Annotated in this window: 23 protein-coding genes, 5 pseudogenes and 1 riboswitch; of the genes and pseudogenes, 7 read left to right on the forward strand and 21 right to left on the reverse strand. The window is 68.7% G+C overall.

Features of this window, described 5'->3' with window-relative positions:
• Positions 1–5: 5 nt before the first annotated feature.
• From OL239_RS00820 to OL239_RS00835, 4 genes and pseudogenes are all read right to left on the reverse strand, one after another.
• Positions 6–809: an HAD family hydrolase gene (locus OL239_RS00820; RefSeq protein ID WP_268910336.1), complete on the reverse strand. Its 804-nt coding sequence runs from the start codon at positions 807–809 to the stop codon at positions 6–8.
• Between the two features lie 103 nt (positions 810–912).
• On the reverse strand, positions 913–1,449 hold the full coding sequence (locus OL239_RS00825; RefSeq protein ID WP_268910337.1) for a YbhB/YbcL family Raf kinase inhibitor-like protein: 537 nt from the start codon (positions 1,447–1,449) through the stop codon (positions 913–915).
• A gap of 53 nt (positions 1,450–1,502) precedes the next feature.
• Positions 1,503–2,422: pseudogene (locus tag OL239_RS00830) on the reverse strand (carbohydrate kinase family protein).
• A gap of 34 nt (positions 2,423–2,456) precedes the next feature.
• Entirely contained in the window at positions 2,457–3,242 is a 786-nt protein-coding gene (locus OL239_RS00835; RefSeq protein ID WP_268910338.1) for an alpha/beta hydrolase family protein, read from the reverse strand.
• Positions 3,243–3,365: 123 nt separating this feature from the next.
• Between OL239_RS00835 and OL239_RS00840 the strand changes: the two genes are divergently transcribed.
• On the forward strand, positions 3,366–4,475 hold the full coding sequence (locus tag OL239_RS00840) for a GTP pyrophosphokinase (RefSeq protein ID WP_268910339.1): 1,110 nt from the start codon (positions 3,366–3,368) through the stop codon (positions 4,473–4,475).
• 235 nt (positions 4,476–4,710) lie between these two features.
• On the forward strand, positions 4,711–5,727 hold the full coding sequence (locus tag OL239_RS00845; RefSeq protein ID WP_268910340.1) for a DNA glycosylase AlkZ-like family protein: 1,017 nt from the start codon (positions 4,711–4,713) through the stop codon (positions 5,725–5,727).
• A gap of 13 nt (positions 5,728–5,740) precedes the next feature.
• Here the strand turns inward: OL239_RS00845 and OL239_RS00850 are convergent, their stop codons facing one another.
• A complete protein-coding gene (locus OL239_RS00850; protein WP_268910341.1) occupies positions 5,741–6,703 on the reverse strand; it encodes a LacI family DNA-binding transcriptional regulator in 963 nt (320 codons plus the stop codon).
• A gap of 184 nt (positions 6,704–6,887) precedes the next feature.
• Between OL239_RS00850 and OL239_RS00855 the strand changes: the two genes are divergently transcribed.
• A complete protein-coding gene (locus OL239_RS00855; protein WP_268910342.1) occupies positions 6,888–7,889 on the forward strand; it encodes an SDR family NAD(P)-dependent oxidoreductase in 1,002 nt (333 codons plus the stop codon).
• Between the two features lie 92 nt (positions 7,890–7,981).
• Here OL239_RS00855 and OL239_RS00860 read toward each other — a convergent pair whose 3' ends face one another.
• The 3 genes and pseudogenes from OL239_RS00860 to OL239_RS00870 form a co-directional block, all read right to left on the reverse strand.
• Positions 7,982–8,449 (reverse strand): SRPBCC family protein, encoded by a 468-nt coding sequence (locus OL239_RS00860; RefSeq protein WP_268910343.1) that lies wholly within the window; start codon positions 8,447–8,449, stop codon positions 7,982–7,984.
• Between the two features lie 41 nt (positions 8,450–8,490).
• Complete coding sequence (locus OL239_RS00865) at positions 8,491–10,950, reverse strand: phosphoketolase family protein (RefSeq protein WP_268910344.1); 2,460 nt, start codon at positions 10,948–10,950, stop codon at positions 8,491–8,493.
• Positions 10,951–11,005: 55 nt separating this feature from the next.
• Positions 11,006–13,587 (reverse strand): annotated as a pseudogene (locus OL239_RS00870) (ATP-dependent DNA ligase).
• A 122-nt stretch (positions 13,588–13,709) separates the two neighbouring features.
• Here OL239_RS00870 and OL239_RS00875 point away from each other — a divergent pair.
• Positions 13,710–15,187, forward strand: a pseudogene (locus OL239_RS00875) (SDR family oxidoreductase).
• Position 15,188: 1 nt separating this feature from the next.
• Here OL239_RS00875 and OL239_RS00880 read toward each other — a convergent pair.
• From OL239_RS00880 to soxR, 7 genes and pseudogenes are all read right to left on the reverse strand, one after another.
• Positions 15,189–15,890, reverse strand: a complete 702-nt coding sequence (locus tag OL239_RS00880; RefSeq protein WP_268910345.1) for a pentapeptide repeat-containing protein — start codon at positions 15,888–15,890, stop codon at positions 15,189–15,191.
• A gap of 2 nt (positions 15,891–15,892) precedes the next feature.
• Positions 15,893–16,111 carry a PLDc N-terminal domain-containing protein gene (locus tag OL239_RS00885; RefSeq protein ID WP_268910346.1) on the reverse strand — a complete coding sequence of 73 codons (219 nt, stop codon included), beginning with the start codon at positions 16,109–16,111 and terminating at the stop codon, positions 15,893–15,895.
• A gap of 116 nt (positions 16,112–16,227) precedes the next feature.
• On the reverse strand, positions 16,228–17,109 hold the full coding sequence (thiD, locus tag OL239_RS00890; protein WP_268910347.1) for a bifunctional hydroxymethylpyrimidine kinase/phosphomethylpyrimidine kinase: 882 nt from the start codon (positions 17,107–17,109) through the stop codon (positions 16,228–16,230).
• Positions 17,106–17,801 (reverse strand): thiamine phosphate synthase, encoded by a 696-nt coding sequence (gene thiE / locus OL239_RS00895; protein WP_268910348.1) that lies wholly within the window; start codon positions 17,799–17,801, stop codon positions 17,106–17,108. The genes thiD and thiE overlap by 4 nt, the downstream gene beginning before the upstream one ends.
• A pseudogene (gene thiM / locus OL239_RS00900) lies at positions 17,798–18,615 on the reverse strand (hydroxyethylthiazole kinase). The gene thiE and the pseudogene thiM overlap by 4 nt, the downstream one beginning before the upstream one ends.
• Positions 18,598–18,687, reverse strand: a riboswitch (TPP riboswitch). It overlaps the preceding pseudogene by 18 nt.
• 153 nt (positions 18,688–18,840) lie before the next feature.
• Positions 18,841–19,251: a flavin reductase family protein gene (locus OL239_RS00905; RefSeq protein WP_329609313.1), complete on the reverse strand. Its 411-nt coding sequence runs from the start codon at positions 19,249–19,251 to the stop codon at positions 18,841–18,843.
• A 97-nt stretch (positions 19,252–19,348) separates the two neighbouring features.
• Entirely contained in the window at positions 19,349–19,831 is a 483-nt protein-coding gene (gene soxR, locus OL239_RS00910; RefSeq protein ID WP_329609314.1) for a redox-sensitive transcriptional activator SoxR, read from the reverse strand.
• Between the two features lie 558 nt (positions 19,832–20,389).
• On the opposite strand from soxR, the gene OL239_RS00915 reads away from it, so the two are divergent.
• The 3 genes and pseudogenes from OL239_RS00915 to OL239_RS00925 all read left to right on the forward strand — a co-directional run bounded on the left by OL239_RS00915 (position 20,390) and on the right by OL239_RS00925 (position 22,548).
• Complete coding sequence (locus tag OL239_RS00915; RefSeq protein ID WP_268910349.1) at positions 20,390–21,352, forward strand: hypothetical protein; 963 nt, start codon at positions 20,390–20,392, stop codon at positions 21,350–21,352.
• Between the two features lie 15 nt (positions 21,353–21,367).
• A pseudogene (gene ku, locus OL239_RS00920) lies at positions 21,368–22,284 on the forward strand (non-homologous end joining protein Ku).
• A gap of 3 nt (positions 22,285–22,287) precedes the next feature.
• Entirely contained in the window at positions 22,288–22,548 is a 261-nt protein-coding gene (locus tag OL239_RS00925; RefSeq protein WP_268910350.1) for a hypothetical protein, read from the forward strand.
• Between the two features lie 98 nt (positions 22,549–22,646).
• Here OL239_RS00925 and OL239_RS00930 read toward each other — a convergent pair whose 3' ends face one another.
• The 6 genes from OL239_RS00930 to OL239_RS00955 are packed head-to-tail and all read right to left on the reverse strand — an operon-like array spanning position 22,647 to position 26,046.
• Positions 22,647–22,886 (reverse strand): DUF2630 family protein, encoded by a 240-nt coding sequence (locus tag OL239_RS00930; protein WP_268910351.1) that lies wholly within the window; start codon positions 22,884–22,886, stop codon positions 22,647–22,649.
• Between the two features lie 9 nt (positions 22,887–22,895).
• Positions 22,896–23,711, reverse strand: coding sequence for a glycosyltransferase family 2 protein (locus OL239_RS00935; RefSeq protein ID WP_268910352.1), 816 nt, complete (start codon positions 23,709–23,711; stop codon positions 22,896–22,898).
• The gene (locus OL239_RS00940; RefSeq protein WP_268910353.1) at positions 23,653–24,894 is read right to left on the reverse strand and encodes a bifunctional PIG-L family deacetylase/class I SAM-dependent methyltransferase; all 1,242 of its coding nucleotides are present in this window, start codon (positions 24,892–24,894) and stop codon (positions 23,653–23,655) included. Before OL239_RS00940 ends, OL239_RS00935 begins: the two co-directional genes overlap by 59 nt.
• A complete protein-coding gene (locus tag OL239_RS00945) occupies positions 24,843–25,010 on the reverse strand; it encodes a hypothetical protein (protein ID WP_268910354.1) in 168 nt (55 codons plus the stop codon). The genes OL239_RS00940 and OL239_RS00945 overlap by 52 nt, the downstream gene beginning before the upstream one ends.
• The gene (locus tag OL239_RS00950; protein WP_268910355.1) at positions 25,004–25,303 is read right to left on the reverse strand and encodes a hypothetical protein; all 300 of its coding nucleotides are present in this window, start codon (positions 25,301–25,303) and stop codon (positions 25,004–25,006) included. Before OL239_RS00950 ends, OL239_RS00945 begins: the two co-directional genes overlap by 7 nt.
• Before the next feature lie 26 nt (positions 25,304–25,329).
• Positions 25,330–26,046, reverse strand: coding sequence for a hypothetical protein (locus tag OL239_RS00955; protein ID WP_268910356.1), 717 nt, complete (start codon positions 26,044–26,046; stop codon positions 25,330–25,332).
• Positions 26,047–26,056 lie beyond the last annotated feature (10 nt).

Raw genomic sequence — 26,056 nt, forward strand, 5'->3', positions numbered from 1 at the left:
CCGGGTCAGCTCCGGCGCAGCAGCGCTTCCAGGACGCAGGCAACGCCGTCGTCCGCGAACGGCGGAGCCACCCTGTCCGCGGCGGCGAGGGCCTCGGCGTGCCCGGACGCCATCGCATAGCCACATCCGGCCCACTGCAGCATCTGGACGTCGTTTGGCATGTCTCCGAAGGCCACCACATCGCCGGGGTCGATGTCCCGGGCGGCAGCGTAGTCGGCCAGGGTGACGGACTTGTCCAATCCCAGCAGCGACATTTCCAGCAGCGCTTCCGAGGGCGCGGAATGCGTGGTCGACACCAGGTGCGCCACCGCGGGCCGGACCCGGTGCAGGAACTGGTCAGGCGTCGCGCCGTCCACACGCGCCAGGAACTTCACCACGGTGTCGGCATCGGTGAGGGTGGATTCCAGCGGCGCAGGGGTAACCCCGCCGGGCAGCTCGGCGGAACCGGGTTCCAGGAAGCCCGGCCCCAGATGGAATCCCTCAACGGTTTCGGCGGCAAAGCGGACCCGGGGATAGAGCCCCCGGATGATCTCCGCGGCGGCAAGGATCTCCGACCGGGGCAGTGCCTGCGCCTTGAGCACCCGTTCGGCTCCCAAATCATAGGTGATGGCCCCGTTGGAACAGATGACGGTTCCCTCGTGGCCCAGGAAATCCTGCAGCGGACTGAGCCAGCGCGGCGGGCGGCCGGTCACGAACACAACGTCGATGCCGGCGTCGATGCAGCCGCGGAACGCCCGGACGGTCCGGTCACTGATCCTGTTGTCGGGACCGACGATGGTCCCGTCCAGGTCACTTGCCACCAGACGCACCGGGCACCTCGTTCACTTCCGGAGTTAATCTGCGCAGCTGCGCAGGCTTCCAGCCTATCCGGCCCCGCCGGCTGCACCGCCGCCGGCCATGCTGCGGCAAGCGTTACTCGGCTGCGACTTCGGCCAGGCCGACGATGCGGGCGCGCGCCAGGGTGTGGGTGAACAAATTGAATCCCAGGAAGGCCGGGCTGGCGTCGGCGGGAACGTCGAGGGTTTCGACGTCGACGGCGTGAACCACCACCATGTAGCGGTGCGGGCCGTGCCCGGCGGGCGGGGCGGCCCCCACAAAGCCGCGGAAGCCGGCGTCGTTGACCAGTTCCACGGTGCCTTCGGGCAGTTCCCCGCGGTTTGCGGCACCGGCCGGCAGGGACGACGCAGTTGCCGGGATGTTGAAGGCAGCCCAGTGCCAGAAGCCGCTGCCGGTGGGGGCATCGGGGTCATACATGGTCACGGCATAACTCCGGGTGCCCTCCGGCGCTCCGGACCAACTCAGCTGCGGCGATTCATCCTGCCCGCCCGGAACGCCCATCCTTCCGCTGTACTGCGCCGCGGGAAACGGCTCGAGATTCGAGAAACTGTCGCTGGTGACGGTAAAGGCCGGCACCTGCGGAAGCGCGTCATAGGGGTCGTAGGACTGCATGTATTCTCTCCTTCTGGTAGGGCCGCGGCTCCGGATGAGAGTCCGCGGGCAGGTTACGGCAGTTCCAGCTCCGTGCGGCAGGGCGGGTTGGCCCCGGCGCGGGACACTGTCACAGCGGCGGCCCGGACCGCGAATTCAAGCACCGCCTCCAGGTCCCCCGTGCCGATCCGGGCAAGTTCGCTGCGGCGGGCCCCGCCGTCGAGCTCCCGGTCCATCAGTGAAACCAGCAAGGCCGACATGAACGAGTCGCCAGCACCCACGGTGTCCACGACGGTGACCGGCGGCACCGAAGCCTGCGCTTCACCCGAGGCGGCTACCGCCCATGCTCCTTGGAGCCGCTGGTGACCGCGACCAGGGCCGGACCCAGGGCCAGCCAGCGCCGGGCGGCGTCCTGCGGTGAATCCTGCGGATACAGCCATGCGAGGTCCTCATCGGAGGCCTTGACGACGTCCGCCAGGGCCACGAATTTCTCCGCCTGTTCCCGCGCGTAGGACACGTCGGTGATGATGGACGGCCGGCAGTTCGGGTCATAACTGATGGTGACGCCGGGACGGGCGCGCTCCACCGCCTGAAGCACGGCGTCGGCGCCGGGGCGGAGCATGGCCGCGATGGAACCGGTGTGCAGCAGGGTGGTTCCGTCCAGCAGCCGCGGCAGGGCATCCGCCAGCGAGGGCAGCTCCCACTGAAGCTCAAAGGTGTAGCGGGCCCCGCCGGCCGGATCCAGGACGGCGGTGGCCACGCTGGTGGGCAGATCGTCGGCGGGCAGCGGAACCAGCACCGAGTTGCCGCGCAGGTGCTGCTCGATCAGCACGCCGTACTCGTCTTTGCCGTAGCGGCCGGCGAACTGCACCGGGCGGCCGAGCCGCGCCACGCCGACGGCCACGTTCAGCGGACTGCCGCCCGGGTGGAAACGCTTGGGGGCAGTGTCGCTGAGAACCTCGTCCACGAGGGCTTCGCCAATTACTGTGAGCACGTCCTCAACCTAACAGAGCGCCCTGCCGGCTGCCTTAAGAACAGGTCATATCGAAGGTGCCGGCCCGTTCGGCGGCCTCGGCGAGCGCCCGGACGACGGCGGTCCAGGCCGGGGTGCCGGGCGTAATCAGGTCGAAGTGGTCACCGGGAACCCTGCGCAGTTCGGCGGGTGACCCGCAGGCGGCCGCGGCCCGCGCAAACCCGGCGGACTGGCTCAGCGGAACGTGGGAATCGGCGTCGCCGTGCAGGGCGATGACCGGTGCCGGCAGCGGCAGCAGGAACATGGGATCGGTGCTGCGGTACCGCTGCGGATCCGCGTCGGGGGTGGAGCCCAGAAAGTTGCAGACGGCGCCGTCGCTCAGGTTTAGGGCGAGCGCCTCGGCGAGGTTCAGCACACCGGCCTGGCTCACGACGCCGGTGACCCGGACGGCGGGATCCGGGCGGGCCGCCGCCCATGCCGCCAGCTGCCCGCCGGCCGAGTGGCCCAGCACGGTGACCCGGGACAGGTCCAGGCCGTATTCCCGCGACGCCGGCTCCAGCGCGTCGATCCCGGCACTGATGTCGCGGAAGGTCTCCGGCCAGCCGCCGCCGTTCCCGGCCCGCCGGTATTCCAGGTTCCAGCAGGTGAACCCCCGGGCGGCCAGATCCGCGGCTCCCGGCCGGCCCAGTTCGGCAGAGTACTTGGAACGCCAGTAGCCGCCGTGGATGATGACCACCACCCCGGCACGGGAACCCGCGGCGGCGGCAGGGGTACCCGGAGTGAGTTCCGCGTATTGCTCCGGATGGGGCCCGTAGGGAATCCGCACGCGAAACGGCGGCATGGGCGACCCTCCTTCAACTGGCCTAACCTGATATTGAGTGAGCCTAATCTGGTCCCGGGCCTCATGGCCGGATTGACCGGACTGCGAACGCACATTGGGGCCGTGAACGAATGGAGAGTTTGTATGGGCGCGTGGGACAGCCTCGATGACCGGCTGCGTCCGGTGGTCCAGGCAAGCACGGACGAGTATGCCAGGGTTCGTCCTGCCTTGGAAAAGCTCACCCGGGAGATGGAGGAAAGCCTGCGCGGCACCTTTACCGACAGCCCGGTCCGCCCGCTGTTTGTCGCCTCGCGGACCAAGACGGTGGAGTCCTTCCGGGACAAGGCTTCCCGGACCCTGCCGTCCGAGGATCCCGATGAACTGCCGACACTGCTGTTTCCCGATCCGCTGCGGAACCTGATCGACCTGGTGGGCCTGCGGGTCATCGTGACACTGCCGCACGAGGTGGATGAGGCAGCCAGCCTGATCAAGCGCCAGCGCGCGGAGTTCGACTGCCGCGGAGACCGGGAAAAGGACATCGGCTCCATCGAGTCCGGCACCTACGGCTACTCCAGCCGCCATCTGATCCTGCGGACCATCCAGAACGAGACGGTCCGGGAGTACCACCGGTTGCTGGATCCGGAGCAGCGGCCCAACGGCAGCTACCTGTTCGAGGTGCAGATCCGCACCGTGCTGGCCCATGCCTGGTCCGAGATCGAACACGACATCCGGTTCAAGGCCGGTGATCCGCGCGCCTGGAGCCCGTATTTCGACCGTCAGTTCACGGCCACGGCGGCCATGCTGGAGACCGTGGAGACGGCGTTCGCCGAACTCCACGAACGCTATGAGACGGTCACCGGATTCTGGGATGAGGAAGGCGAGGGCAGTGCGCCGCTGACGCCCAACCGGATCCGCGACGTCTGGATGACTCTGCTGCCGCACGTGAACCGCAAGACCGGCGATGACTGGGGCTGGGCCGCCGAACTGCTGGCGGCGCACGGCATGAAAACCACCATGGACCTCGCCGGGCTGCTGCAGGCCGATGCCATCACCGAGGTGCGCCAGGCCCTGGACCACCGGTATTCCCCGGGTCCGGACCGCCTGCTCGATGACCTGCTGCTGTGGCGCTTCGGCAAGGACCACATTGACCTCACGGCCGAGCCGGAGGACGCCCCGGTGAAGCCTCGCCGGGAGTCCCTGGGCCGGCGCTACCGGCAAATGCAGCTCTTCCGCGCCCGGGAAGAGAACGCCTGACCTGACCTGCCGCAGCGGCTCCTTTGGGGAAACGCGGCCGTTCTGGGGAAACGCGGCCGTTCTGGGAAAACCCGGTCATGGCGGACCGTCCGTCATTTCCCAAAGTGGCCGGAAAATCCCACAACGGACGGTTTTCCGGGCCGCGCCGCGAGAAGCGCTGATCCTTGCCGCACGCCACTACGCCGCCTACCGTAAGCGGATGGGAATCCAACTCAGTGGCGAGGATGCACGGCGGATGCGGGTGCACGCCCAGCTGCTGGGCGGCTCGGACCTGTTGCCGGCCGACGTCGTAAACCGGGCGGTTGCGCTGCAGGGCCAGGATCTGCCCGCCGTCCTGCGTGCCGTCGCGCTCCGCTCCCGTCCCGGCACCACGGTGCCTGATGTGCGTGCCGCGTTCGATGACGGCGGACTGGTCCGCAGCTGGCCGATGCGGGGCACCCTGTTCGTCACGACGCCGGAGCACCTGGCCACACTGCTGTTCTTCACTGCCGAGCGCGTTCACCGGGCAACGGCGCGGAACCGGGAGGAGCTCGGGCTGGATGACCGCACGGTTGTCCGCGCCCGGGACCTGCTGCTGGAAGCCCTCCAAAGCCGCCCGCTGCGTCGGGCGGAGGTCCTTTCCCTGTGGGAGGCGGCCGGCATCGCCACCACCGGCGGCCCCGGTTATCACCTGCTGATGCACCTGTCCGTCGGCGGCCATGTGCACTGGGGCCCGTTCGATCGCGACCGACCCGAGCAGCTCCTGACACTCTCTCCGGACCATGCGCCTGCGGATCCGGAGGCCGCGCTGGCGCAGATAGTGCGCGGGTATGTTCTCGCCCGGGGACCCGTGACTGAAGCGGACCTCGCCTGGTGGACCAAACTGCCACGGGCGGCCCTGCGGCGCGCCGCAGCCGCGGTGGAAGACCTGACCACGGTGGAAGTGGACGGCATGCCCGCCTGGATCATCGGTGATCCACGGCCGGCCGCGCCGGCAGAAGCGGTGCTGCTGCCCGGGTTTGATGAGTGGATCCTTGGCTACGCGGACCGGTCCCTGACGGCCAGCCCTGCGATGTTCGAGGCCCTGGTGCCGGGCCGGAACGGAATTTTCCGCCCGGCAGTGGTGGTGGACGGGGTAACCGTGGGCACTTGGCGGCTGCCGCGCACCTCCTCCCGTGCCACACCGGAACCGGTGGTGGAGCTGCTGGAACGGGTATCCGCAGCCGTTCGGCGGCAGATTGAGCAGGCGGTTGCGGCCTGGCCGCACCGCTGATGTCCGGGCGGAACTAGGCCGAGGCCCGCACGACGAGGCTTACCAGTTCGGCCCCGCCGGCGGCAGGCGGTCCCGCCACGGCCATCCGGGCGAAGCGCTCACCCAGCAGCCCGGAATCCACCCGCACGGTGGTCAGCGGCGGCAGCGCCAGGGCTGCCAGGGGAACGTCCTCGGCGCCAATCACGGCGAGGTCCTCCGGTGCCCGCCGGCCCAGCGCCGCAAGCCCGGCCAGCAGCGCGAAGGCGTGATCGTCGTCGAACGCGCAGGCCGCGGTGACCGGCTCCGGTCCATCCAGCCAGCCGGCAACGACGGCGGCGGCCTCCCCGGCGTCCAGCCGCAGGTGGCCGACCAGCGGCGGAGGCATTCCGTGCCGCCGGCAGGCCTCCCGGACAGCCGCCAGCCGGATCTCCACGCGCCAGGCGTACCCGGGTTCCGGCGGCACGGCCACGGCGATCCGCCGGTGTCCCGCTTCGGCCAAATGCCGCACCTGGAGGGCTCCGATGCCGAGGTCGGGGCTGAGCGGATCGGACAGGGTTTCGTGCAGCGAGGCGACCGGAATTCCGGCGGCCCGGAGCGCGGCCAGATCCGTCTCCTCCAGCGCCGTGGTGAGGATCAGTGCGGCCGGAGCCAGCGAATGCACCAGGGGCACTGCGCCTCCCTGCCCCGGCAGCCGGTGGGCGACGAGCCGCCGGCCCTGCAGTTCCAGCTGCTCGGAGGCGGCGTCCACGATCATGGCCAGGGCCCGGCCGAGCGGTTCCGGCGGCAGCAGCATCAGCACCAGGTCGCTGCGGCCGCGGCGCAGCGTTCGGGCAGCGGTCGACGGCGTGTAGCCCAGCTGCCGGGCGGCGGCCAGCACCCGCTCCCGGGTGGCCGCTGAAATACTCTGGCCGGCGCTGCCGTTCAGCACGTAGCTGACGGTGGCGCGCGAGACTCCCGCAGCCTGTGCGACGTCGGTCGATGTGACCCTGCGATCCACCCCGCCGTACCTTTCCGTTTGGCCGTTAGTCGGGGGCATCTGCCCGCCGAATCCGGCACTTATCAGTTCCGGATTTCTCCGGTAGTCTGACGATACAGGCAACTTACACGTGTAACCACACGTGTGGAGCTGCCGGCACGACGGCGGCCGCAGCTGCGGCCGCATCCCGACCGAAAGGACCGGCATGGCCACGAACCAGCCCATCACCGCCCAGAACACCGTCCAGCAGTGGCTTGACCACCCCGCAGGCGGCCCCGCCATCCGCGGCATGCTCGCGCAGGCCGGCAGCGACGAGTCCACCCTGGGCCCGGCACTGACCCTGAAGCTGCAGCAGCTGGTGGATCTGAGCCAGGGCCAGTTCCCGCAGGCGGCCGTGGATGAACTGGTCAAGGCCGCCAACGGCGGGGTTATGCCTGAAACCGCAGCAGCAGCCCTGCCGACCGTGCCCGGCCGGTTCGAAGGCCGCACCGTGATCGTCACCGGCGCCGGGTCCGGCATTGGCCGCGCCACCGCCGCCCGGATTGCCCGCGAAGGCGGCCGCGTGATCGCCGTGGATATCGCCGAGCCCAGGATCAAGGAGCTCGCCGAAGAGCTCGGCGACGCCGTTGTTCCGGTGGCCGCCGACCTCACCGACCTCACCGCCGTGGACCGCATTGTTGCCGCCGCCGGCGGCACCATTGACGGCCTGGCCAACGTGGCCGGCATCAATGACGACTTCAGCCCGCTGCACGAGGTCGCTGACGCCATGTGGCAGAAGGTCTTCGCCGTGAACGTGGACGGCCTGGTGCGCCTGACCCGCGCCGTGCTGCCGTCCATGCTCGAAGCGCACAAGGGCTCGATCGTCAACATCACCTCTGAGGCAGGCCTGCGCGGCTCCGCGTCCGGCGTGGCCTACACGGCCTCCAAGCACGCCGTGGTCGGCATTACCCGCAGCACCGCGTTCATGTACGCCAAGGAAGGCATCCGCGTGAACGCCGTGGCTCCGGGCGGCGTCGCCACCGGTATTCCCATGGGCGGGGCGACCAGCGAATACGGCGAAGCCCGCCTCGGCCCGGCCCGCATCAACATCCCGGGCCTGGCCTCCGCCGAGGAGCTGGCAGCGTCCATCACGTTCCTGCTCAGCGACGACGGCGTGAACATCAACGGTGCCATCCTGCCCTCCGACGGCGGCTGGTCGGCGGTTTAACCGCATCGCTGCTTCATCCACTGTCTAACGACGGCGGCCGGCACCTCCCCAGGGGGAGGCACCGGCCGCCGTCGTACTGCTGTCAGGACCCGCTAGGAACCCGAGACCGCTGCCGCGAGCTTGTTCAGCGATTCCTCGAGGTCATCCTTCGACACCATCGGGAAGGACACCTGCTTCAGGGTGTCCTTGTCGGTGACGTGGGACCAGTCGTAGGTCAGCGTGACTTCGGTGGAGTCAGCGCCGTTGGGCTGCAGTTCCCAGACCCACTGCCAGCCCTTGGGCTCGGTGCCGGCCGGGGCGGTCTGCCAGGCCAGGATCTTGTTGGAGTCATACCCGGTGACGTGGTTGTCCGTCTGGTAATCGCCCATTTTCTCGTTGTGCATGTTCATGGTGAACACCTGGCCCGAGGCGGTGATGCGGTCGGTCTTCTCGTCCGAGACCACCATGCCCGATCCGTCCAGTTCGTGGTGCCGCTCCGGGTTGGACAGCAGATTGAAAATGTCCGCTGCCGAGGCATCGATGAACCGGGAAACTACTACGCTCGTCTGATCAGTGGTCAATGAACTCTCCTTCAGTAGATGGATCGTACGTACCCGCAGGCTCAGTCCGCGGTCTGTTCCGAGGCTTCCTGCAGTTCCCAGCCGGTAATGTACGGCGGATCCTGCCCTTCGTCCCGGGTATATTGCCGGCAGCGTGCCCGTTCATCCTGCAGCCACTGCCGGAAACCGGCCTGCGTTGATCCCAACGACGCTACCCGGTCCAGCACGTCGATGGCCAACTGGAAACGGTCGATCTGGTTGAGCATCGCCATGTCGAACGGCGTGGTGGTGGTGCCTTCCTCCTTGTAGCCGCGCACGTGCAGATTGCCGTGGTTGGCCCGGCGGTAGGTGAGCCGGTGGATCAACCAGGGGTAGCCGTGGTAAGCGAAAATGACGGGCCGGTCCTTGGTGAACAGGGTGTCGAAATCCCGGTCGGAAAGCCCGTGCGGGTGCTCTGCGGCGTCCTGCAGGCGCATCAGGTCCACCACGTTGACCACCCGGATTTTCAGCTCCGGGAGCTGCTCCTTCAGCAGGGCGGCGGCGGCCACGGTTTCCAGGGTGGGCACGTCCCCGGCGCAGGCCATAACGACGTCGGGATCGGTCTTTTCGCCGGGACCCGGGGTTTCGCTGCCGGCGAAGTCCCAGATACCGATGCCGCGCTCCACATGCAGCAGGGCTTCCGGCGGATTCAGCCACGCCGGGGTGGGCTGCTTGCCGGAGACCACCACGTTCACGCGGTCCCGGGTGCCCAGGATGTGTTCGGTGACGGCCAGCATGGTGTTCACATCCGGCGGCAGGTACACCCTGATGACGTCCGCTTTCTTGTTCACCACGTGGTCAATGAAGCCCGGGTCCTGGTGCGAGAACCCGTTATGGTCCTGTTGCCAGACGTGGCTGGACAGCAGGTAGTTCAGCGAAGCCACCGGCTGCCGCCAGGAGAGTTCACGGCTGACCTTCAGCCACTTGGCATGCTGGTTGAACATGGAATCGACAATGTGGACAAAGGCCTCATAGCAGTTGAAGATGCCGTGGCGGCCGGTCAGCAGATAGCCCTCCAGCCAGCCTTCGCACAGGTGCTCGGAAAGGACTTCGGCCACGCGCCCGCTGCGGGCCAGGTGCTCGTCGATCTCGTCGATGCGCTGCTGCCAGGCTTTGTCGGTCACGTCGTACACGGCCTGCAGCCGGTTGGAGGCGGTTTCGTCCGGGCCGAAGATCCGAAAGTTGGACGGGTTCTTCGCGATCACGTCCCGCAGGTAGCCGCCGGCGGTGATCATGGGTGAAATGCGCTGGGATCCCGGCTTCTCCACGTCCACGGCGTGCTCTGCGTAGGCCGGCAGCGCCAGGTCCTGCAGCAGCCGGCCGCCGTTCGCGTACGGGGTGGCGCTCATCCGCGCGTCGCCCGCCGGAGCGAGCGCCGCAATTTCGGCGCGCAGCCGGCCGGCGCTGTCGAAGAGTTCCTCCGGGCGGTAGGAGAGCATCCACTCTTCCAGCTGCGCCAGGTGCTCCGGATTGTCATGGATTTCGGACAGCGGCACCTGATGCGCGCGCCAGGTGCCCTCCACCTGTTTGCCGTCCACCACAGCCGGCCCGGTCCAGCCCTTGGGCGAGCGGAAAATGATCATCGGCCAGCGCGGCGCGTGTTCGTTCCGGTCTTCGGCATCCGGGGCGTCGGCCGGTACGGCTGTCCGTTCACCGCTGCGGTAGGGCGCCTGGATGGCATCGATTTCGGCCAGGCAGGCTTCCAGCGCGGCGGCGAAATCGGCGTGCGCCTGCGCCGTCGACGCCGGATCCTCCACCGCGACGAGATAGGGGCGGTAGCCGTAGCCTTCCATCAGCTTCACCAGCTGCTCCTCCGGCATCCGGGACAGGATGGTCGGGTTGGCAATCTTGTACCCGTTCAGGTGCAGGATCGGCAGCACGGCACCGTCCACCGCCGGATCCAGGAAGCTGTTCGAATGCCAGCTGGCGGCCAGCGGACCGGTTTCGGCCTCGCCGTCGCCGATCACCGTGGCGGCGATCAGGTCAGGGTTGTCGAACACCGCACCGTAGGCATGCGCCAGCGAGTATCCCAGTTCACCGCCCTCATGGATGGAACCGGGGGTTTCCGGTGCCGCATGGCTGGGAATGCCGCCGGGATAGGAAAACTGCCGGAACAGGGTCCGCAGCCCGTCCTCATCCTTGCCGACATGGCTGTAAATCTCGGAGTAGGTGCCCTCCAGCCACGCGTTGGCCACGTTGGCGGGGCCGCCGTGCCCGGGCCCGGTAATGAACAGGACCTCCCGCTGCTGTGCGCGGATCAGCCGGTTCAGGTGGGCGTAGATGAAATTCAGCCCGGGCGTGGTGCCCCAGTGGCCCAGCAGCCGGGCCTTGACGTCCTTCTTTTCCAGCGGCCGGCGCAGCAGCGGGTTGTCGCGCAGGTAAATCTGTCCGGCGGAGAGATAGTTGGCGGCCCGCCACCAGGTGTCGACGTCGTTCAGGGACTCGCTTTGAGGGCGTTCCGGTGCAGTTGGAGCAGAGATCATGCGGTGCCTCCTTGGCAGGATCGGTTCAGCGGTTGACGACTCACCGGCTCTCGGCTCAGTGGTGGGGAATTTCCACCACCACGTCCGAGGGTTTCTTGTCCGGACGCAGTCCCCGCCACGCGGGATGGCGCAGTTTTCCGGTGGCGGTGCGCTCGGAATAGGTCACTTCCCCCACCAGGACGGGCCGCACCCACTGCGCGTCGGAGGCGTCCGCGGCGGGAACATCACCAAGCGGCGCCGTTTTGCGGCCCAGTTTCCGAAGTTTGCCGCCCACCAGGGCCAGGTCCTTTTCGCTGAGTCCTGACCCAACCCGCCCAATGTAGGTCAGGTCGTGTCCGTCCGGAACGGCGACCAGCAGGGATCCGATTTTGTGCGCCCGGCTGCCCTTGCCGGGGCGCCAGCCCACCACCACCACCTCCTGGGTGAAGGAGTTCTTGAGTTTGATCCAGTTCCTGGTCCGGCGCCCGGAGGAATAGGCACTGTCCAGGCGCTTGGCCATTACCCCTTCCAGTCCCAGTTCCCGGCTGGAGTCCACCGCGTCGTCCAGGGACATTTCCAGTGCCGGCGGTACCTGGACGTGGCCGGCTTCCTCCGCCGGTTCCACCGCCTGGTGCAGGATTTCGCGGCGCTGGGCGTAGGGCAGGTCCAGCAGGGAGTTGCCGTCCAGCCACAGCAGGTCAAAGAGCATCAGGTGTACGGGGGTCCGGGCTGCGGCGGCTTCGATTTCGCGCCGTTTCGTCAGGTGCATGCGCGGCTGCAGCAGCCCAAAGTCGGGCCGGCCGGCTTTGTTGATGGCCACGATCTCCCCGTCCAGGACGGCCCGCTCACCGAACAGGCGCTGCCCCAGCTCCTGCAGTTCGGGATAGGCGGCGGTCATGTCGTTGCCGTTGCGGCTGATCAGCCGGGTTCCCTCCGGCGTCACCTCCGCAATGGCGCGGACACCGTCCCACTTCATTTCGAAGCCCCATTCCTCCTCGTCACTAACGTCGGCACGGGTGCCCAGAGTGGCAAGCATGGGTTCCACCGGCGGCATACCGTGCTCCGCAGCGTCAGCGGCGGCCGCCTTCGCGACACCGGCGGTGTCCGGTAGCTCCCTGCCCGCGGGGACGGGAGCGTCAGCCGCGGCAGCCACTGTGTCAACGGGTGAGTCTTCCCCCGCGGCTCGGGACTTTGCCGCCGGCCCGGGCGGCTGGTGCTTCATCAGGTGGATGAGCCAGTTGTTGGCTCCGCCTTTGCCGCCGGTGTGGATCAGCGCGAACCGCCGGTCGGCGCTGCCTTCGGAGGCGAGTCCGCCGTCGGGCTGGCCGTGCAGCACCGCGATGACTTCCTTGCCGTCCCGCCATTTTTCCTTCTCGTACGTGCCGTGGTCCCAGATCCGCACTTCGCCGGCCCCGTATTCGCCCTTCGGGATGCTGCCTTCAAAAGTGCCGTAATCCAGCGGATGGTCCTCGGTCTGGACGGCGAGGTGATTCTGGTCCGGCGAGTCCGGCGGCCCTTGGGCAGCGCCCAGGACACGAGGACGCCGTCGTGCTCCAGCCGGAAGTCCCAGTGCAGCCGCCGGGCGTGGTGTTCCTGGATCACGAAGCTGTTGCCCTCGGACGCTTCCGCCGGTTCCTCGGGCACCGGTTCGGGGGTCTTGGCGGCGTCGCGCATGCTGCGGTACTTGCTGAGCCGGTCGGTGCGGGCGGATCCGCCGCCGGCGGTTTCCTCCAGCGCATCCGCGTCCAGTCCGCCGGCGTCCATTCCCGCCAGCAGGTCGCCGTCGCCGGCTAGTCGCTGCATCACCTGTTCATAGTCCAGCTGCGCCAGGTCCGGGTCCTCCAGCTCTTCCCAGGTCCGCGGAGCGGCAACCGTGGGGGTGAACCGGCCGCGCAGGGAGTACGGGCAAATGGTGGTCTTATTGGCGTTGTTCTGGCTCCAGTCCAGCAGCACCTTTCCGGTGCGCAGCGACTTTTTCATGTCCGAGACGATCAGGTCGGGATGGTCGGCTTCCAGCGCCCGGGCGAGCTCGTGGGCGACGGCGCTGACTTCCCCGGACGTCTGCTGCCCGTCCAGCGCCGCGTACAGGTGGATCCCCTTCGAACCGCTGGTTACCGGCCGGGCATCAAGCCCCATGTCGGCCAGGATGGCGCGGGCCAGCCGGGCCACTTCCGCGCACTGCGCCAGGTCCGCCCCCTCTCCCGGGTCCAGGTCCAGCACCAGCCGGTCGGGATTGTTGATCCTGCCGCGCGGGCCGAACCGCCACTGCGGAACATGGATTTCCAGGGCAGCGCTCTGGGCCAGCCAGGTCAGGGTCGCCAGGTCGTTGACCAGCGGATAAATGTTGGTGCCGCTTTTGTGCTCAATCGAAAACCGCTTCACCCACGTGGGCGCGGAGGAATCGATGTTCTTCTGAAAGAAGACCTGCCCCGGGTCGCCGGGAACTCCGACGCCGTGCACCCAGCGCTTGCGGGTGGCCGGACGGTCCCGGGAGTGCGGCAGCAGCGCCCCGGCGACGGCTGCGTAATACGCCAGGACCTCGGCCTTAGTGGTTCCGGTCTGCGGATAGAGCACTTTGTCGAGGTTGGTCAGCCGCAGCCGGTGGCCGTCCACATTGACGGTTTCCTGCTGCTTCAGACCCGCTCCGCTGCTCGCCATGGTCCCTAGTCTTACCGGGATCAGCGGCCGAATTCCACTCTTGGTCAGACTGCTGAGCAAATTATGCCAAGGGCGTTCCTGCCACCCTCGGCTCCGGAGACCGACCTGTGTATGTTGGAAAAATGAGTGAACCAGAGCGGGTTTTGGTAACGGGCGCCACGGGCTATATCGGCGGGCGGCTGGTGCCGCTGCTGCTGCAGGACGGACACAAAGTGCGCGTCCTGGCCCGCTCCCCGAAAAGCTAAGCGACGTGCCGTGGCACGACGACGTCGAGATCGTCCAGGGCGACCTCACGGACCGCGGCTCCGTGGCCGGTGCCATGCAGGACACGGACACCGTGTACTTCCTGGTCCATTCGATGGCCTCCGGCAAGGGGTTCGCGGCCCAGGAGGAGGACATCGCGAACATCGTGGCCCGCGCCGCTGACGAGGCCGGAGTTGAGCGGATCGTCTACCTGGGCGGCCTGCACCCCGAGGGCGAACTGTCCCCGCATATGCGTTCCCGCACCGAGGTGGGGCGGATCCTGCTCAACGGGAAGGTTCCCGCGGTGGTTTACCAGGCCGGTGTGGTCATCGGATCCGGGTCGGCGTCGTTCGAAATGATCCGGCACCTGACCGAAACCCTCCCGGTGATGCCGGCGCCGAGCTGGGTGCGCCGGAAGATCGAGCCCATCGCCGTCCGCGACGTCCTGCACTATCTGGTCCGCGCCGTCGACCTCCCGGCGGATGTGAACCGAACCTTCGACATCGGGTCCCGTGAGGTGCTGACCTACGCCGAGATCATGAACGGCTACGCCGAGGAGGCGGGACTGCCGCGGCGGCGGATCTACGCGCTGCCGCTGCCCGCGCCCCGGCTGGCGGGCATGTGGGTGGCCCTGGTGACGCCGATTCCGCGGTCCATGTCGCTGCCGCTGGTGGAGTCGCTGCAGCACGACGCCGTGTCCAAGGAACACGACATTGACGAGTATCTGCCCGCGCCCGACGGCGGCCGCAGCGGCTACTCCGAAGCGGTCAAGCGGGCACTGGGCAAGGAAAAACGCGGCGAGGTGGAAACCACCTGGGCCGGCGCTTCACCCGCGGCGGACGAAGCGTCCTCCCCGCTGCCCAGCGACCCGGACTGGGCCGGACAGACCGTCTACGTGGACTCCCGCCAGCGCCGGTCCTCGGTGGCACCCGAGCACGTCTGGAAGGTGATCGAGGGCATCGGCGGCAAGAACGGCTGGTATTCGCTGCCCATGGCCTGGGCCATCCGCGGCGTGCTGGACAAGACCGTGGGCGGCGCCGGGCTGACCCGCGGCCGGCGCAACCCCACCACCCTGTTCACCGGTGACGTGGTGGACTGGTGGCGGGTGGAGCTGCTCGAGCGCGGCAGCCTGCTGCGGCTGCGCGCCGAAATGCGGGTGCCGGGCAAGGCCTGGCTGGAGCTGCGGGTGGATCCCGACGGCGGCGGCAGCCTCTACCGGCAGCGCGCCATTTACTTCCCCAAGGGTTTGGGCGGCAAGCTGTACTGGTGGGTGATTGCCCCGTTCCACGGACTGATTTTCCCGTCCATGGCCAAGAACATCATCAAGAACGCCTCCAAGGTGGCCCAGGAGAGCTGAGTCAGCCTTCCACGCGCAGGCCCAGGTTCGCGGCCAGCAGCGGTGCCAGCATCATCAGCTGGCCATCATCCACCGTGGCCCCGCTGAGGCCCGGCAAATGCGCGATGGACCGGAAGCCGGTGGTGCGCAAATCCACGTCCTGCAGGACCGCTCCGGACAGGTTCAGGCTGCCGATCCGGCAGTCCCGGAACGCCACCCGGGTGGCCTGGACGCCGTCCAGGTCCAGCTCCTCGATGGTGCAGCCGCTGAAGAGCACGTCCGTCAGCCGGGAGCTGCGCAGGTTCACGAAGTCGAGCTTGCCGCCGTCCACGTGGACGGAGTTCCAGACGTTGTCGTAGAGCTCGGCCGATCCCAGTCTGCTGCCCTCCAGCACCACGTCCCGGAAAGTCGCCCGCGGCGCCCGGAACACCGGTGCGTACAGGGCCGCGGCGCGGCACTCCAGGAACCTGGCGCCGCGCAGCCCGGTGTCCGTCATGGATACCGAGCTGAATTCACATTCCAGGAACGAGCTGCCCTGCAGGTCCGCACCGTCGAAGGATTCGCCGTCAAAGCGCAGTCCCTCAAAGGTGCCGGCGGCTTCCGGTGCCGGAGCCTCCGTCAGCCCGTGGAGCCGGACCGGGTCCAGTGACGGCGCCCGGGTCTTTGCGTTGCCGGTTTTCCCCCCGGCGGTCCTGCCGGAGCCGGTTCTGCGGTCGGCGGCCACGCCTACTTGCGCCGGCCGAAGATGAAGTAGGACAGCGGGCCGAAGAAGTTCACGGCGCAGGCGGCGGACCAGAGCGCCCGGGACCCGCGGACTTCGGCCGCCGGCCGGCGCCACATGTCCGCGAGGGCAAAGCCGGCCAGGAGCACCTGCACGGTGGCTCCGACGCCGGCCATTTTCTTCTGCTGGGCGGTGAGGTCCTTTACGGACTTTTTCTTGACCATGGTGTTCACCGTTTCTCTCGCTGATGGGTCTTCCCTCATCTTTCCAGTAAACGCAGCTGCCGCCACAGGTCCTCCGTGCCCGCGTGTCCCCGGACACACGGGCACGGAGCAGCCCGCTACGGAATCCGCTCGGACGGAGGCTCCGCCAGCCCGCGTTCCCATACCCCGTGGAAGTGGTGTACCGGACCGTGGCCGGCACCGACGTCGAGCTCGTCGGCGCTTTCCAGTGCCTCCTGCAACCATTCCTTGGTGGCCGTGAGAGCCCGGTCCCAGCGCCCCAGCCGGGCGTACAGCGTTGCCATGGCCGCCGACATGGAACACCCCGTGCCGTGGGTGTTGGCCGTGTCCACCCGGGGTGTCCGCACCTGCAGCACCAGCGGGTTGGCGGCTCCGGCATCCACCAGGGCATCCGGACACCAGCTGCCGGCCAGGTGGCCGCCTTTGACCAGGACCTTGACGCCGTAGGCCGCGGACAGCCGTTCGCCCTGAGCCAGGGCCGCGGACCAGGACTGTGCAGCGGATTCCTGCGTCAGCACTGCCAGCTCGGGCAGGTTCGGCGTGACCAGGTCCACGCGGTGCAGCAGCTGCCGCAGGGCGGCCTCCGCGCCGTCGTCGAGCAGGCGGTCGCCGCTGGTGGCAATCATGACCGGATCCAGGACCACGGCGGGCGGTTCCGTTTGCGCCAGCCACGCCTCAACGGTCTGCATGATGGCAGCATTACCGAGCATGCCAATCTTCACCGCGTCGATCCCGACGTCCTCGCTGACGGCATCCAGCTGCCCGCGGAGGAAGTCGGCGGGCGGAGTATGCACCGAGCGCACGCCGCGGGTGTTCTGGGCGACCAGTGCGGTGACCGCCGCCATGCCGTAGCCGCCGGTCGCCGCAATGGATTCAAGGTCGGCGTGGATGCCCGCCCCGCCGGTGGGGTCGGTGCCCGCAATACTGAGGATCCGGGGAATCCTGCGGCCGGCCAGGCCGGGGCCCGGTCCGGCGCTCATGCCGGGCTCCCGGCATGCCAGGCCCGGACGAGGTCCGCGGCTGCCGTCTGCGGATTAGCCGCCGCGCAGATGGCCGACACCACCGCGGCACCGGATGCACCGGCGGCCCGCAGCGCCCCGATGTCCTCCCGGAGGATGCCGCCGATCGCCACAACCGGCACCGGCGCCCGTGCGGCGAACTCGGTGAATCCGGAAATCCCCAGCGGTTCCGGATGGTCCGGTTTGGTGCGGGTGGGACGGATGACCCCGGCACCGAGGTAGTCCACGGTTCCCGGCGGCAGGGCTGCGAGCACCGCCAGGTGCTCTGCCGTGTTGGCGGTCAGGCCGACGACGGCGTCCGGGCCCACCAGGGTGCGCACCAGTTCGGCGGGAAGATCGCTTTGGCCCACGTGAACCCCGTGCACTGCCGCGCCGGCCGCCCGGGCCGCAAGGTAAATATCCACCCGGTCATCCACCAGCAGCGTGGCCCGGTTTCCGGCCGCTTCGGCAACCGCCAGGACCAGGGAGTAGAAGTCGGCGGCGGAAGCGTCCTTTTCCCGCACCTGAATGGTCTCCACGCCGCCGGCGACTGCCGCCCGCACGGTCTCGACGACGCCGCGCGGCCCGCACAGGACAGTATCCGTCACCAGGTAAATGCCGCTGCTGCGGATACGCTCCCGGGACCGGGACACATCAACGACTCCGGCCCTCATGCGCTCACCAGCCGCTGCTCCAGGTCCGCGCCGCTGAGGGAGGCAAGGCGGTCCAGGAAACCGGCGGCAAAGCTGCCCGGCCCGGAGCAGGCCTCCGCTGCGGGCTCCGCCGCTACTGTGTACACGGCGGTCGCCGCTGCCACGGCGGCCAGCTCACCGCCGTCGTCCGCCACCGCCAGGAACGCGGCGGTGACCGCGCCCAGTGCGCAGCCGCCGCCGGTAACCCGGGTCAGCAGCGCGTCGCCGTTGCTGACCCGCAGGGTCTGCACCCCGTTTGTAATCAGGTCGGTAGGCCCGGACACCGCCACCACGGACCCGTATTTTTCGGCCAGCAGCAATGCAGCCGGGAGGGCGTCTTCGGGGTTGTCGGTGGCGTCGACGCCGCGGCCGCCGGTCCCCAGACCGGCGAGGGCGATGACCTCCGAGGCATTCCCGCGGATCGCCGTGGGCCGCAGGGCCAGCAGTTCCGCCGCGAGCGCAGTGCGCACCGGCAGGCTGCCCACGGCCACCGGATCCAGTACCCAGGGCGTGCCGGCGTCGTTGGCTGCCCCTGCGGCCTCCAGCATGGCCGCGCGCTGTTCCGCGTGCGGGGTCCCCAGGTTGATCAGCACACCGGAGGCCAGCCGGGCGAACGGCCCTGCCTCCCCGGGATGTCGGTCATGGCCGGTGCCGCCCCCAGGGCCAGCAGCACGTTGGCCGTGAAGTTCGTGACCACGGCATTGGTCAGGCACTGCACCAGGGGCGGTTCCGCACGCAGGCGCGCCAGGAGAGTGGAAACAGTTAACGGTGTCAGGCGAATAGTCATCCGCGACATCCCTTCGCTAGTTCGAACTAGATCAGGTTCAACGGGTGTTATCTCAGCCGGTCGGCACCCCGTGTCACTGCACAGCACTCTAGGCCATCGGCGCGCAGGTTCCCACCCGCTCCGCCCTGCCCGCCGTGCCCGCGTCTCCTCCCTGCCGTCAGAGCGTGGAGTGCCCGCCCAGCCGGTGGTACGTGCGGTTGTGGTAGACCAGCGGCTCGTCCGGGGCGCCCGGGCTCAGGATCTCCAGGACCTCGGCGGTGACCAGTACCGAGGAGCCCACAGGGTGCGCTGCAGAATCCGGGCACGCAGGGCACGCGGCACATCCCGCAGCAGCGGTTCCCCGGTGGGAAGCTGTTCCCAGGCCAGCGTTGAGGTGAAGCGCGCCGACCCCGGACGGGCAAAGAGGTCGGCCAAACCGGCATTCCGGGCGCCCAGGAGATGCACCACGATGGTGTCGGCCGAAGCAATAACTCCGGCTGAGCCGGCGGCGGACGCCAGCGAGAACACCAGGATGGCCGGATCGGCCGAAACCGACGACACAGACGATGCAGTGAGGCCCACCGGTCCGGAGTCACCGGCTGCGGTAATGACGGCCACTCCCGCCGGATGGGCACGGAAAGCGTCCTTGAAATGGTCTGTGAGCATACGTCCTACGCTAGAACCTCAACATTGGTTGAGGTCAAATCGGTGCCGCTTGCCGGGCCGGGGCCCCGGGATGCGGCCCGGGGCTCCGTCCGGCAGCTTAGTAGTCCAGGGCCGGGGCGCCGGTGCCCCGGCCGGCCGATTCGTCGTCGGGGTTTACGAACCGGCACTCCGTAAGCGAGAGGCAGCCGCAGCCGATGCAGCCGCCGAGGCGGTCCCGCAGGGCCTCCAGCGAGTGGATCCGGGCGTCCAGTTCCTGCCGCCAGGCCAGGGAGAGCCGCTGCCAGTCGCCGTGGTCGGGCACCGCATCGGTGGGCAGCTCGGCAAAGGCCCGGGAAATCGTGGACAGGGGGATCCCCGCGCGCTGGGCTGCCCGGATCACCGCCACCCGCCGGAGCACCGACCGGTCGAAGCGGCGCTGGTTCCCCGCCGTGCGGCGGCTGGCGATGAGGCCCTGCCGCTCGTAGAAGTGCAGGGCGGAGACCGCCACGCCGCTGCGCTCCGCCACCTGGCCGACCGTCAGCTCGGACCGGGCGGAGCCGCCCGCATCCGTCAAAGAGTCACTGTCCGCCATCTTGCCCATGTTCGCCTCCGTCCCTCCCATTATCCGCCCCGCGCCGCCCCGCGTTCATTCCTGTGTCCCGGCCCAACCCCGCCAACCCCGCCGACCCCGCCGACCCCGGCCGTTGACCCCGCCCTACCCCCGCCGAGTGTCGGGATCGTGCTGTTCCCCCCGCCCTTCCCCCGCCGAGTGTCGGGATCGTGCTGTTCCCCCCGCCCTTCCCCCGCCGAGTGTCGGGATCGTGCTGTTCCCCCCGCCCTTCCCCCGCCGAGTGTCGGGATCGTGCCGGAATCCGGCCCGGTTTGCCGCATTGCCGCGTCACTCGATGAGGCAAAGGGACCTGATTCCGACACTCGCCGGACGCCGTTGCACCCTCCGCCTCTGGCGGTCCGGACCCGCAGGTGTGAGAGTAGCGCCGTGACTACGCGCGGAAAGCTCCACCGAGTGTGGAGCTCCTGCCGGAAAGCTCCACCGAGTGTGGAGCTCCTGCCGGAAAACGGCGCGGATTGCCGCAGCATTCCGACACTCGGCGTGATGAAAGGCCCTGAGCTCAACACTGGTTTCCCCGGAAAGGCCGCTATGACTTCCACACTTCCATCCGCCGGAACCCTGGTTTTCCTGCAGGGCACCGGCGGCCCTGACCCGGTTCCAGCCGAAACCATCCGCGGCCAGCTGGCGCTGGAGTCCGACTTGTCCCGCTACACCGTCCTCGATGTGGCGTGGGCCGCCGGCGCTGCCGCGGAGGCCAGCGTGGTGCCCGCCCTGCCTCCGCGGTACCGGAACGGGGCCGATGCCGCGGCAGCGGAACTGCCCGGTGCGGACGGTGGGCGGGGCCTGGCATTGGCCGGAATGGACGTCCTGCGGGCGGCCGCGGCGCCGTGGCCGCCGACTACCGGACCGGCAGCCCCGGCCACCGAAGCGGCAGCGGCAGCGGCGGAAGAGCAGCTGCTGGCCGGCAGCGTGCAGCGGCTGGTGTTGGGGCTGGTCACCGACGCCGCAGTACGCCGGCGTGTTCCGCTGGCCGAAGCGGCCTCGGATTTTTCCCGCAGCATCCTTTATTACCTCCGCCGCGGAGACGCTGCCCGGTCCGTCATCGCCGACGCCCTCCGGATACTTCCGCAGGATGCCCCGGTCATCCTGTTCGGCCACAGCCTCGGCGGGGTGGCCGCGGTGGATCTCCTGACCACACCTGACTGGGCCGCAGCCGGAAGCCGGGTCGACCTGTTGGTGACGGCCGGTTCCCAAAGCCCGTGGCTCTACCTGCTGGGCGCTCTGGCTCATCTGAGTCCCGGGATGCCGGGCCGCATGCCGGTGCCGTGGCTGAACTTCTGGGATGAGCGTGACCTGCTGTCCTTCTGCGCCGAGGAGGTCTTTGCCGGCCGGGGCACAGTGATCCGTGACGTCGAACTTGCCTCCAACGAACCTTTCCCGGCATCGCACAGCGCCTACTTCACCGACCCCGCCCTTTACGCCGCGGTCCGTGAGGCGCTGGCAGGCACGGGTCCGGCCCGGGACCGCTCTGGTCCGGACGCCGGGGTTTAGTGTTCACTGGACTACATGAGAGCCATTTGGAAGGGTGCGATCGCTTTTGGACTGGTGAACGTGCCGGTCAAGGTGTACGCCGCCACCGAAGACCACGACGTCAGCCTGCACCAGGTCCATGAAAAAGACGGCGGGCGCATCCGCTACCAGCGCCGCTGCGAGATTTGCGGTGAGGTGGTGGAGTATAAGGACATCGCGAAGGCGTACGACGACGGCGAGCAGACCGTGGTGCTGACCGACGAGGATCTGGCTTCCCTGCCGGTGGAGAAGAGCCGGGAAATTGATGTGGTCGAATTCGTGCCCAGCGAGCAGGTGGACCCCATCCTGTTCAACAAGACCTACTATCTGGAACCGGATTCGAAGTCCACGAAATCCTATGTGCTGCTCCGCCGGACGCTGGAGGACACCGACCGCACTGCCATCGTGCAGTTTTCGCTGCGCCAGAAGAGCCGGCTTGGCGCGCTTCGGGTCCGGGGGACGTCCTGACGCTGCAGACGCTCCTGTGGGAGGACGAGGTGCGCGAGGCGTCCTTCCCGTCCCTGGACGAGAAGGTCAGGATCAGCGTAAAGGAGCTGGAAATGTCCTCCGCCCTCGTGGAGTCCTTCAGTTCGGACTTCAATCCGGCCGAGTTCACCGATGATTACCAGGAACAGCTCAAGACCCTCATCGAAGCCAAGCTCGAGAAGGGCGAGGCGCTGGACACCGAGGAAACTTTCGGCGCCGAGGACGACGACGAGGGCGGCAAGGTCCTGGACCTGATGGAAGCGCTGCGCCGCAGCGTGGAAAAGAACCGCGGCAAAAAGTCCGGCGGTGCCAAGTCCGGCAGCCCGGGCTCGCGCTCCTCATCCGGTAAGAAGAGTGATGACGGGGAAACCACCGGCAAGAAACCTGCGGCACGCAAAACCGCCGCCAAAACGAAGAAGGGTGCGTAGGGCATGGCCATCACGAACTTTTTCCGCGACCGCAACGGACGGGTCCGCATTTTTGAAGCACCCAATCTTCCCCTGCTGGCCTGGGCAGGGTTCGGCGCGGCGTCAATGATGGCCCTGACGCCGAGGTTCCAGGGGCTCATGGGCCGTTTGAGTAAGGTATCGCTGCTGTTCTGGGCACTGCTGGAGACGGCGGGCGGACGCAGCCCGTTCCGCCGGACTGTGGGGGCCGCCGTGCTTGCCGGGGAGGTGCTGCCCCGCAGCTGACAGCGGACAAGGCGCAGCCTGTGCGGCAGGGCGCGCAGCCTGCGCGGCAGGGCGGGCAGCCTGCGCGGCAGGGCGGGAACTGCCGCTCAACGCGGTTGTTACTGCTTGTAGCCTTCGACCTCACCGACCGGGCGCAGCGTTGCCTCGTCCGGGTCCTCGCCCGCGTCCAGGCGTGCCCGGCGCTGGCGCAGCAGGTCCCAGCATTGGTCCAGTTGCTCTTCCACCCGGCGCAGCTGCTCCAAGCGCTCTTCCGGGTTCTCGCCGGCGGGCGCATCCCGCAGGGACTGTTCCTTCTCGACTAGTTCTGAAATCCTGTGCTGAATCTCGCTGGCATCCATTCCCCTACGCTAGCCATCCGCCGCTGCCGTGACCAGCACCGGGCGGCCGGCGCGACGCTGTTCAGCCCGGCAGCAGCTGGCGCAGGAACCCGGAAAATCCCTCGGGCGTCCGCCCGTCGCGGCGTCCGGAGGTGACCACCCGGAGGGTGTCGGTGGCAATCCATGCGGTTCCGGCCGCCTTGAGCCGTGCCGCCAGGTACACGTCCTCATGGGATGCCAGCGGCGCGAATCCTCCGGCCCGGCGGTAGGCCGCAGCGCTGAATCCCATGTTGGCTCCGTGAATATGGGGGTGGCCCTCCCCAGTGAATGCAGCCGCTGCCAGGCTTCAAGTTCACCGGCGGTGAGATCGGCCGGATCGGGCACCACGGTTCCCAGCACGAAGCCGTAGCCGGCTGAAGCAAGCGCATGCTGGCGCACGAGCCAGTGGTGCGGAACCACTGTGTCGGCATCGGTGTTGGCGATCCACAGCCCGGGTTGCGGCCGCTGGGCGGAAATCCCGGCGGCGCGGGCAGCACCGACGGTGCCGAACGACCCTGACACGATGCGCAGGTCCAGTTCGGGCATCCACAGGCCCTGGATCCGGGCGGCGGTCTTTTCGGAGCCATCGGTGCAGGAATCGAGCACGACGGTCACGCTCACTTCCACCTGCTCAGCCGCGACCAGCGCCCGGACGGCCGTGCGGATGGACGACAGGGCGGCCGGGAGCAGCTCTTCTTCGTTGCGTGCTGGAAGGACGACGGCCAGGCGGTCCGGAGCGGTCAACCGGTCACCGCGGGTCCGCTCGCGCGTCCGGCGGGGCCTCCACCGCAGTGCGGACGAGGACATCGATCCGAAAGTCCTCTTCCCTGTGCTCCGCGAACACCCGCAGGCCGGGCCGGGCCCGGAACGCACCGTGGACCTCGTCGCCGGTCAGTTCCCAGCCCTCGTTGCGGTGCCGCCAGTGGCAGAGCAGGACCACGCCGTCCTCCGTCAGCGAAGTTTCGGTGCGGGCCGCCAGTTCGCTGAGCTCGCTGTGCTGGAGGAAGTAACCGATTTCGGAGATGACCACCAAGTCGAAGCGGCCCTCGGGCCAGTCCTGCGGCACCGCTCCCCGGGCGAGCGTGACCTGGGGCGTACCGGCCAGTCGGATCCGGGCCAGGTCCAGGGCGCGGCGGCTAATGTCCGTGGCAGTCACCGCATCCGCGCGGGCGGCCAGGTCCGCAGTAAGGACACCAATGGAGCAGCCGGGTTCGAACACCGAAGCGAAATGCGGCCGCGGCAGCATCGCCATGCTAAGGGCCCGCTTGCGGTGCTCGTAGAAGCTGCTCTCGAACTCCCAGGGGTCCGGGGAGCGCCGATAGAGGTCCTCGAAAACTTCCCGGGGCGGGCGCGGACGGGTCACGGCAAAGGACTCAAAACCGCGTTCGAAATGGGCCAGCACCGTTTGGCTGAGCAGGGCTTCGTCGCCGGGTGCGTCCGAGAGCGGTTCGACCTGGCTCACGTGGGTTGCCATAGCCCGGGCCTTCGCGGCAGCAGCGGCGGGGTCGAGAGGCAGCACCGCCAGGCCGGCCGGAATGTCGGCCGGCGTTCCCCAGTGCCAGAGCCAGATCGGATACTCCAGGAGCGGTATTCCCAGCGTCCTGGCCAGCCCAGCAGCTGCCAGGCCGGCGGTGTCGTGGTCAGTGTGGCCGTCAGTCCGCCAGGGCGCGGCGAGAACGGTGTTCTCCACCGCCGGCCCGACAATGGCAGCCAGGGCGGCGTCGAGCCCGCTCCGTGACGCGGCGAGGCCGCCGTCGGGCAAATTCAGCAGATGAACGGTGGCATCGGGAGCCAGCTGTGCCACGGCCGCCGCCAGCTCCGTCCTTCGGATGCCGGCCAGTTCCCTGCGGGTGTGGGTGGGCGAGCCGGGATGGGAAGCCTCCCCTGCGGTAGCGACAATGACGTCGACGGCGGCGCCGCGGGCCGCCATGGCTGCGATCAATCCGCCCGCGCCCAGCGTTTCGTCGTCGGGATGGGCGGCCAGGACCACCAGGCGCCCGGGTTCGCCGGGAAGAGCTCTTCCAGTGCCAGCGTCCCGCAGCCCGCCAGTGCACTAATCCACGCCTCTTCGGGCATGGAGTCATCCAGGTGGCTGAAATTCACCATGGGGCCCTGTTTCCCTGCAGCAGGGAGGCGCCCAGCGCTGCATTGTCGCGTTCGGCGTGGTGCTGGCGCAGGTAAATCCGCAAATCTGCGGTCCGCCGGGCGTGCTCCTCTTCCAGCGCAAGCGGGCCCGGCCCGAGGCCGTGATCAGCCAGGACCAGGACCTCTTCCGCGGCGTCGGCCACGATGCTTCGCACTCTCCGGGCCAGCAGGGCGCCGTCGTGCCCCTTGGCCCTGCCTGCGTCCACATCACCGGCGGCGGAGTCCAGCGCGGCACGCGCCGCCTGGAGTCTCACGTCAGCCCTGCCCAGCAGCAAGTGGGCTATCTGGTCAGGTTCCCGGTCCTGCGCCGCCAAGAACATTCGGCGCGCCACGCCCACCGCTCCCCGTACCAGCAGGCGGCGACGCCGATCCCTCCCCAGGCGAAACCGGGCCGTTCGAGGTACCAGTTGTCGTCCCCGACGGGACGGGCCGCGGCGCAGTGAAAATCCACCGGTCCGCTGTCCACCTGGGCCAGTCCGCGGCTAACCCATGTTCCGGGCACTGCCGACACGCCGGGCTGGCGCAGGTCAACGGCGAAGGCCCGGCGCAGGCCCGGTTCGGTGTGGGCGGTAACCACGGCATGGTCGAGACTGCCGGCGAGGGAGCACCAGGGCTTGCGTCCGGACAGCTCCCAGCCGCCGGGCACCTGAGTGGCTTTGAGGACGGTGCCGGGCGCTTCCGCCGCGAACACGCCCCATGTTCCGGAGTTGGCAGTGTCTCTGGCCTGCTCCAGGATGGCGAGGGCATCCAGATGGGGTTCGACGGCGCGGGCAGCCGTCAGGTCGGCGGCGGCGACGACGGCGAGGATGGACCACAGGCTCCGGGTGCGGCCTTCTCCGGGAAAAGGTGCGGCTGAGGCGACGGTGCCGGCCAGTTCGAGCGCCGCGGCCGCGGAGCCGCGCACCTCCGCTGCCTGCGTGGAAAGCCAGGGCAGGCCGGGCAGCGTCCCCTGCGCCCCAAAGCCCGGATTAGGTGCCGGAATAGCTGGAGTGTCCACCGTGTCCTTA

The organism is Arthrobacter sp. ATA002, assembly GCF_026898095.1.
Classification (GTDB): Bacteria; Actinomycetota; Actinomycetes; order Actinomycetales; family Micrococcaceae; genus Arthrobacter_B.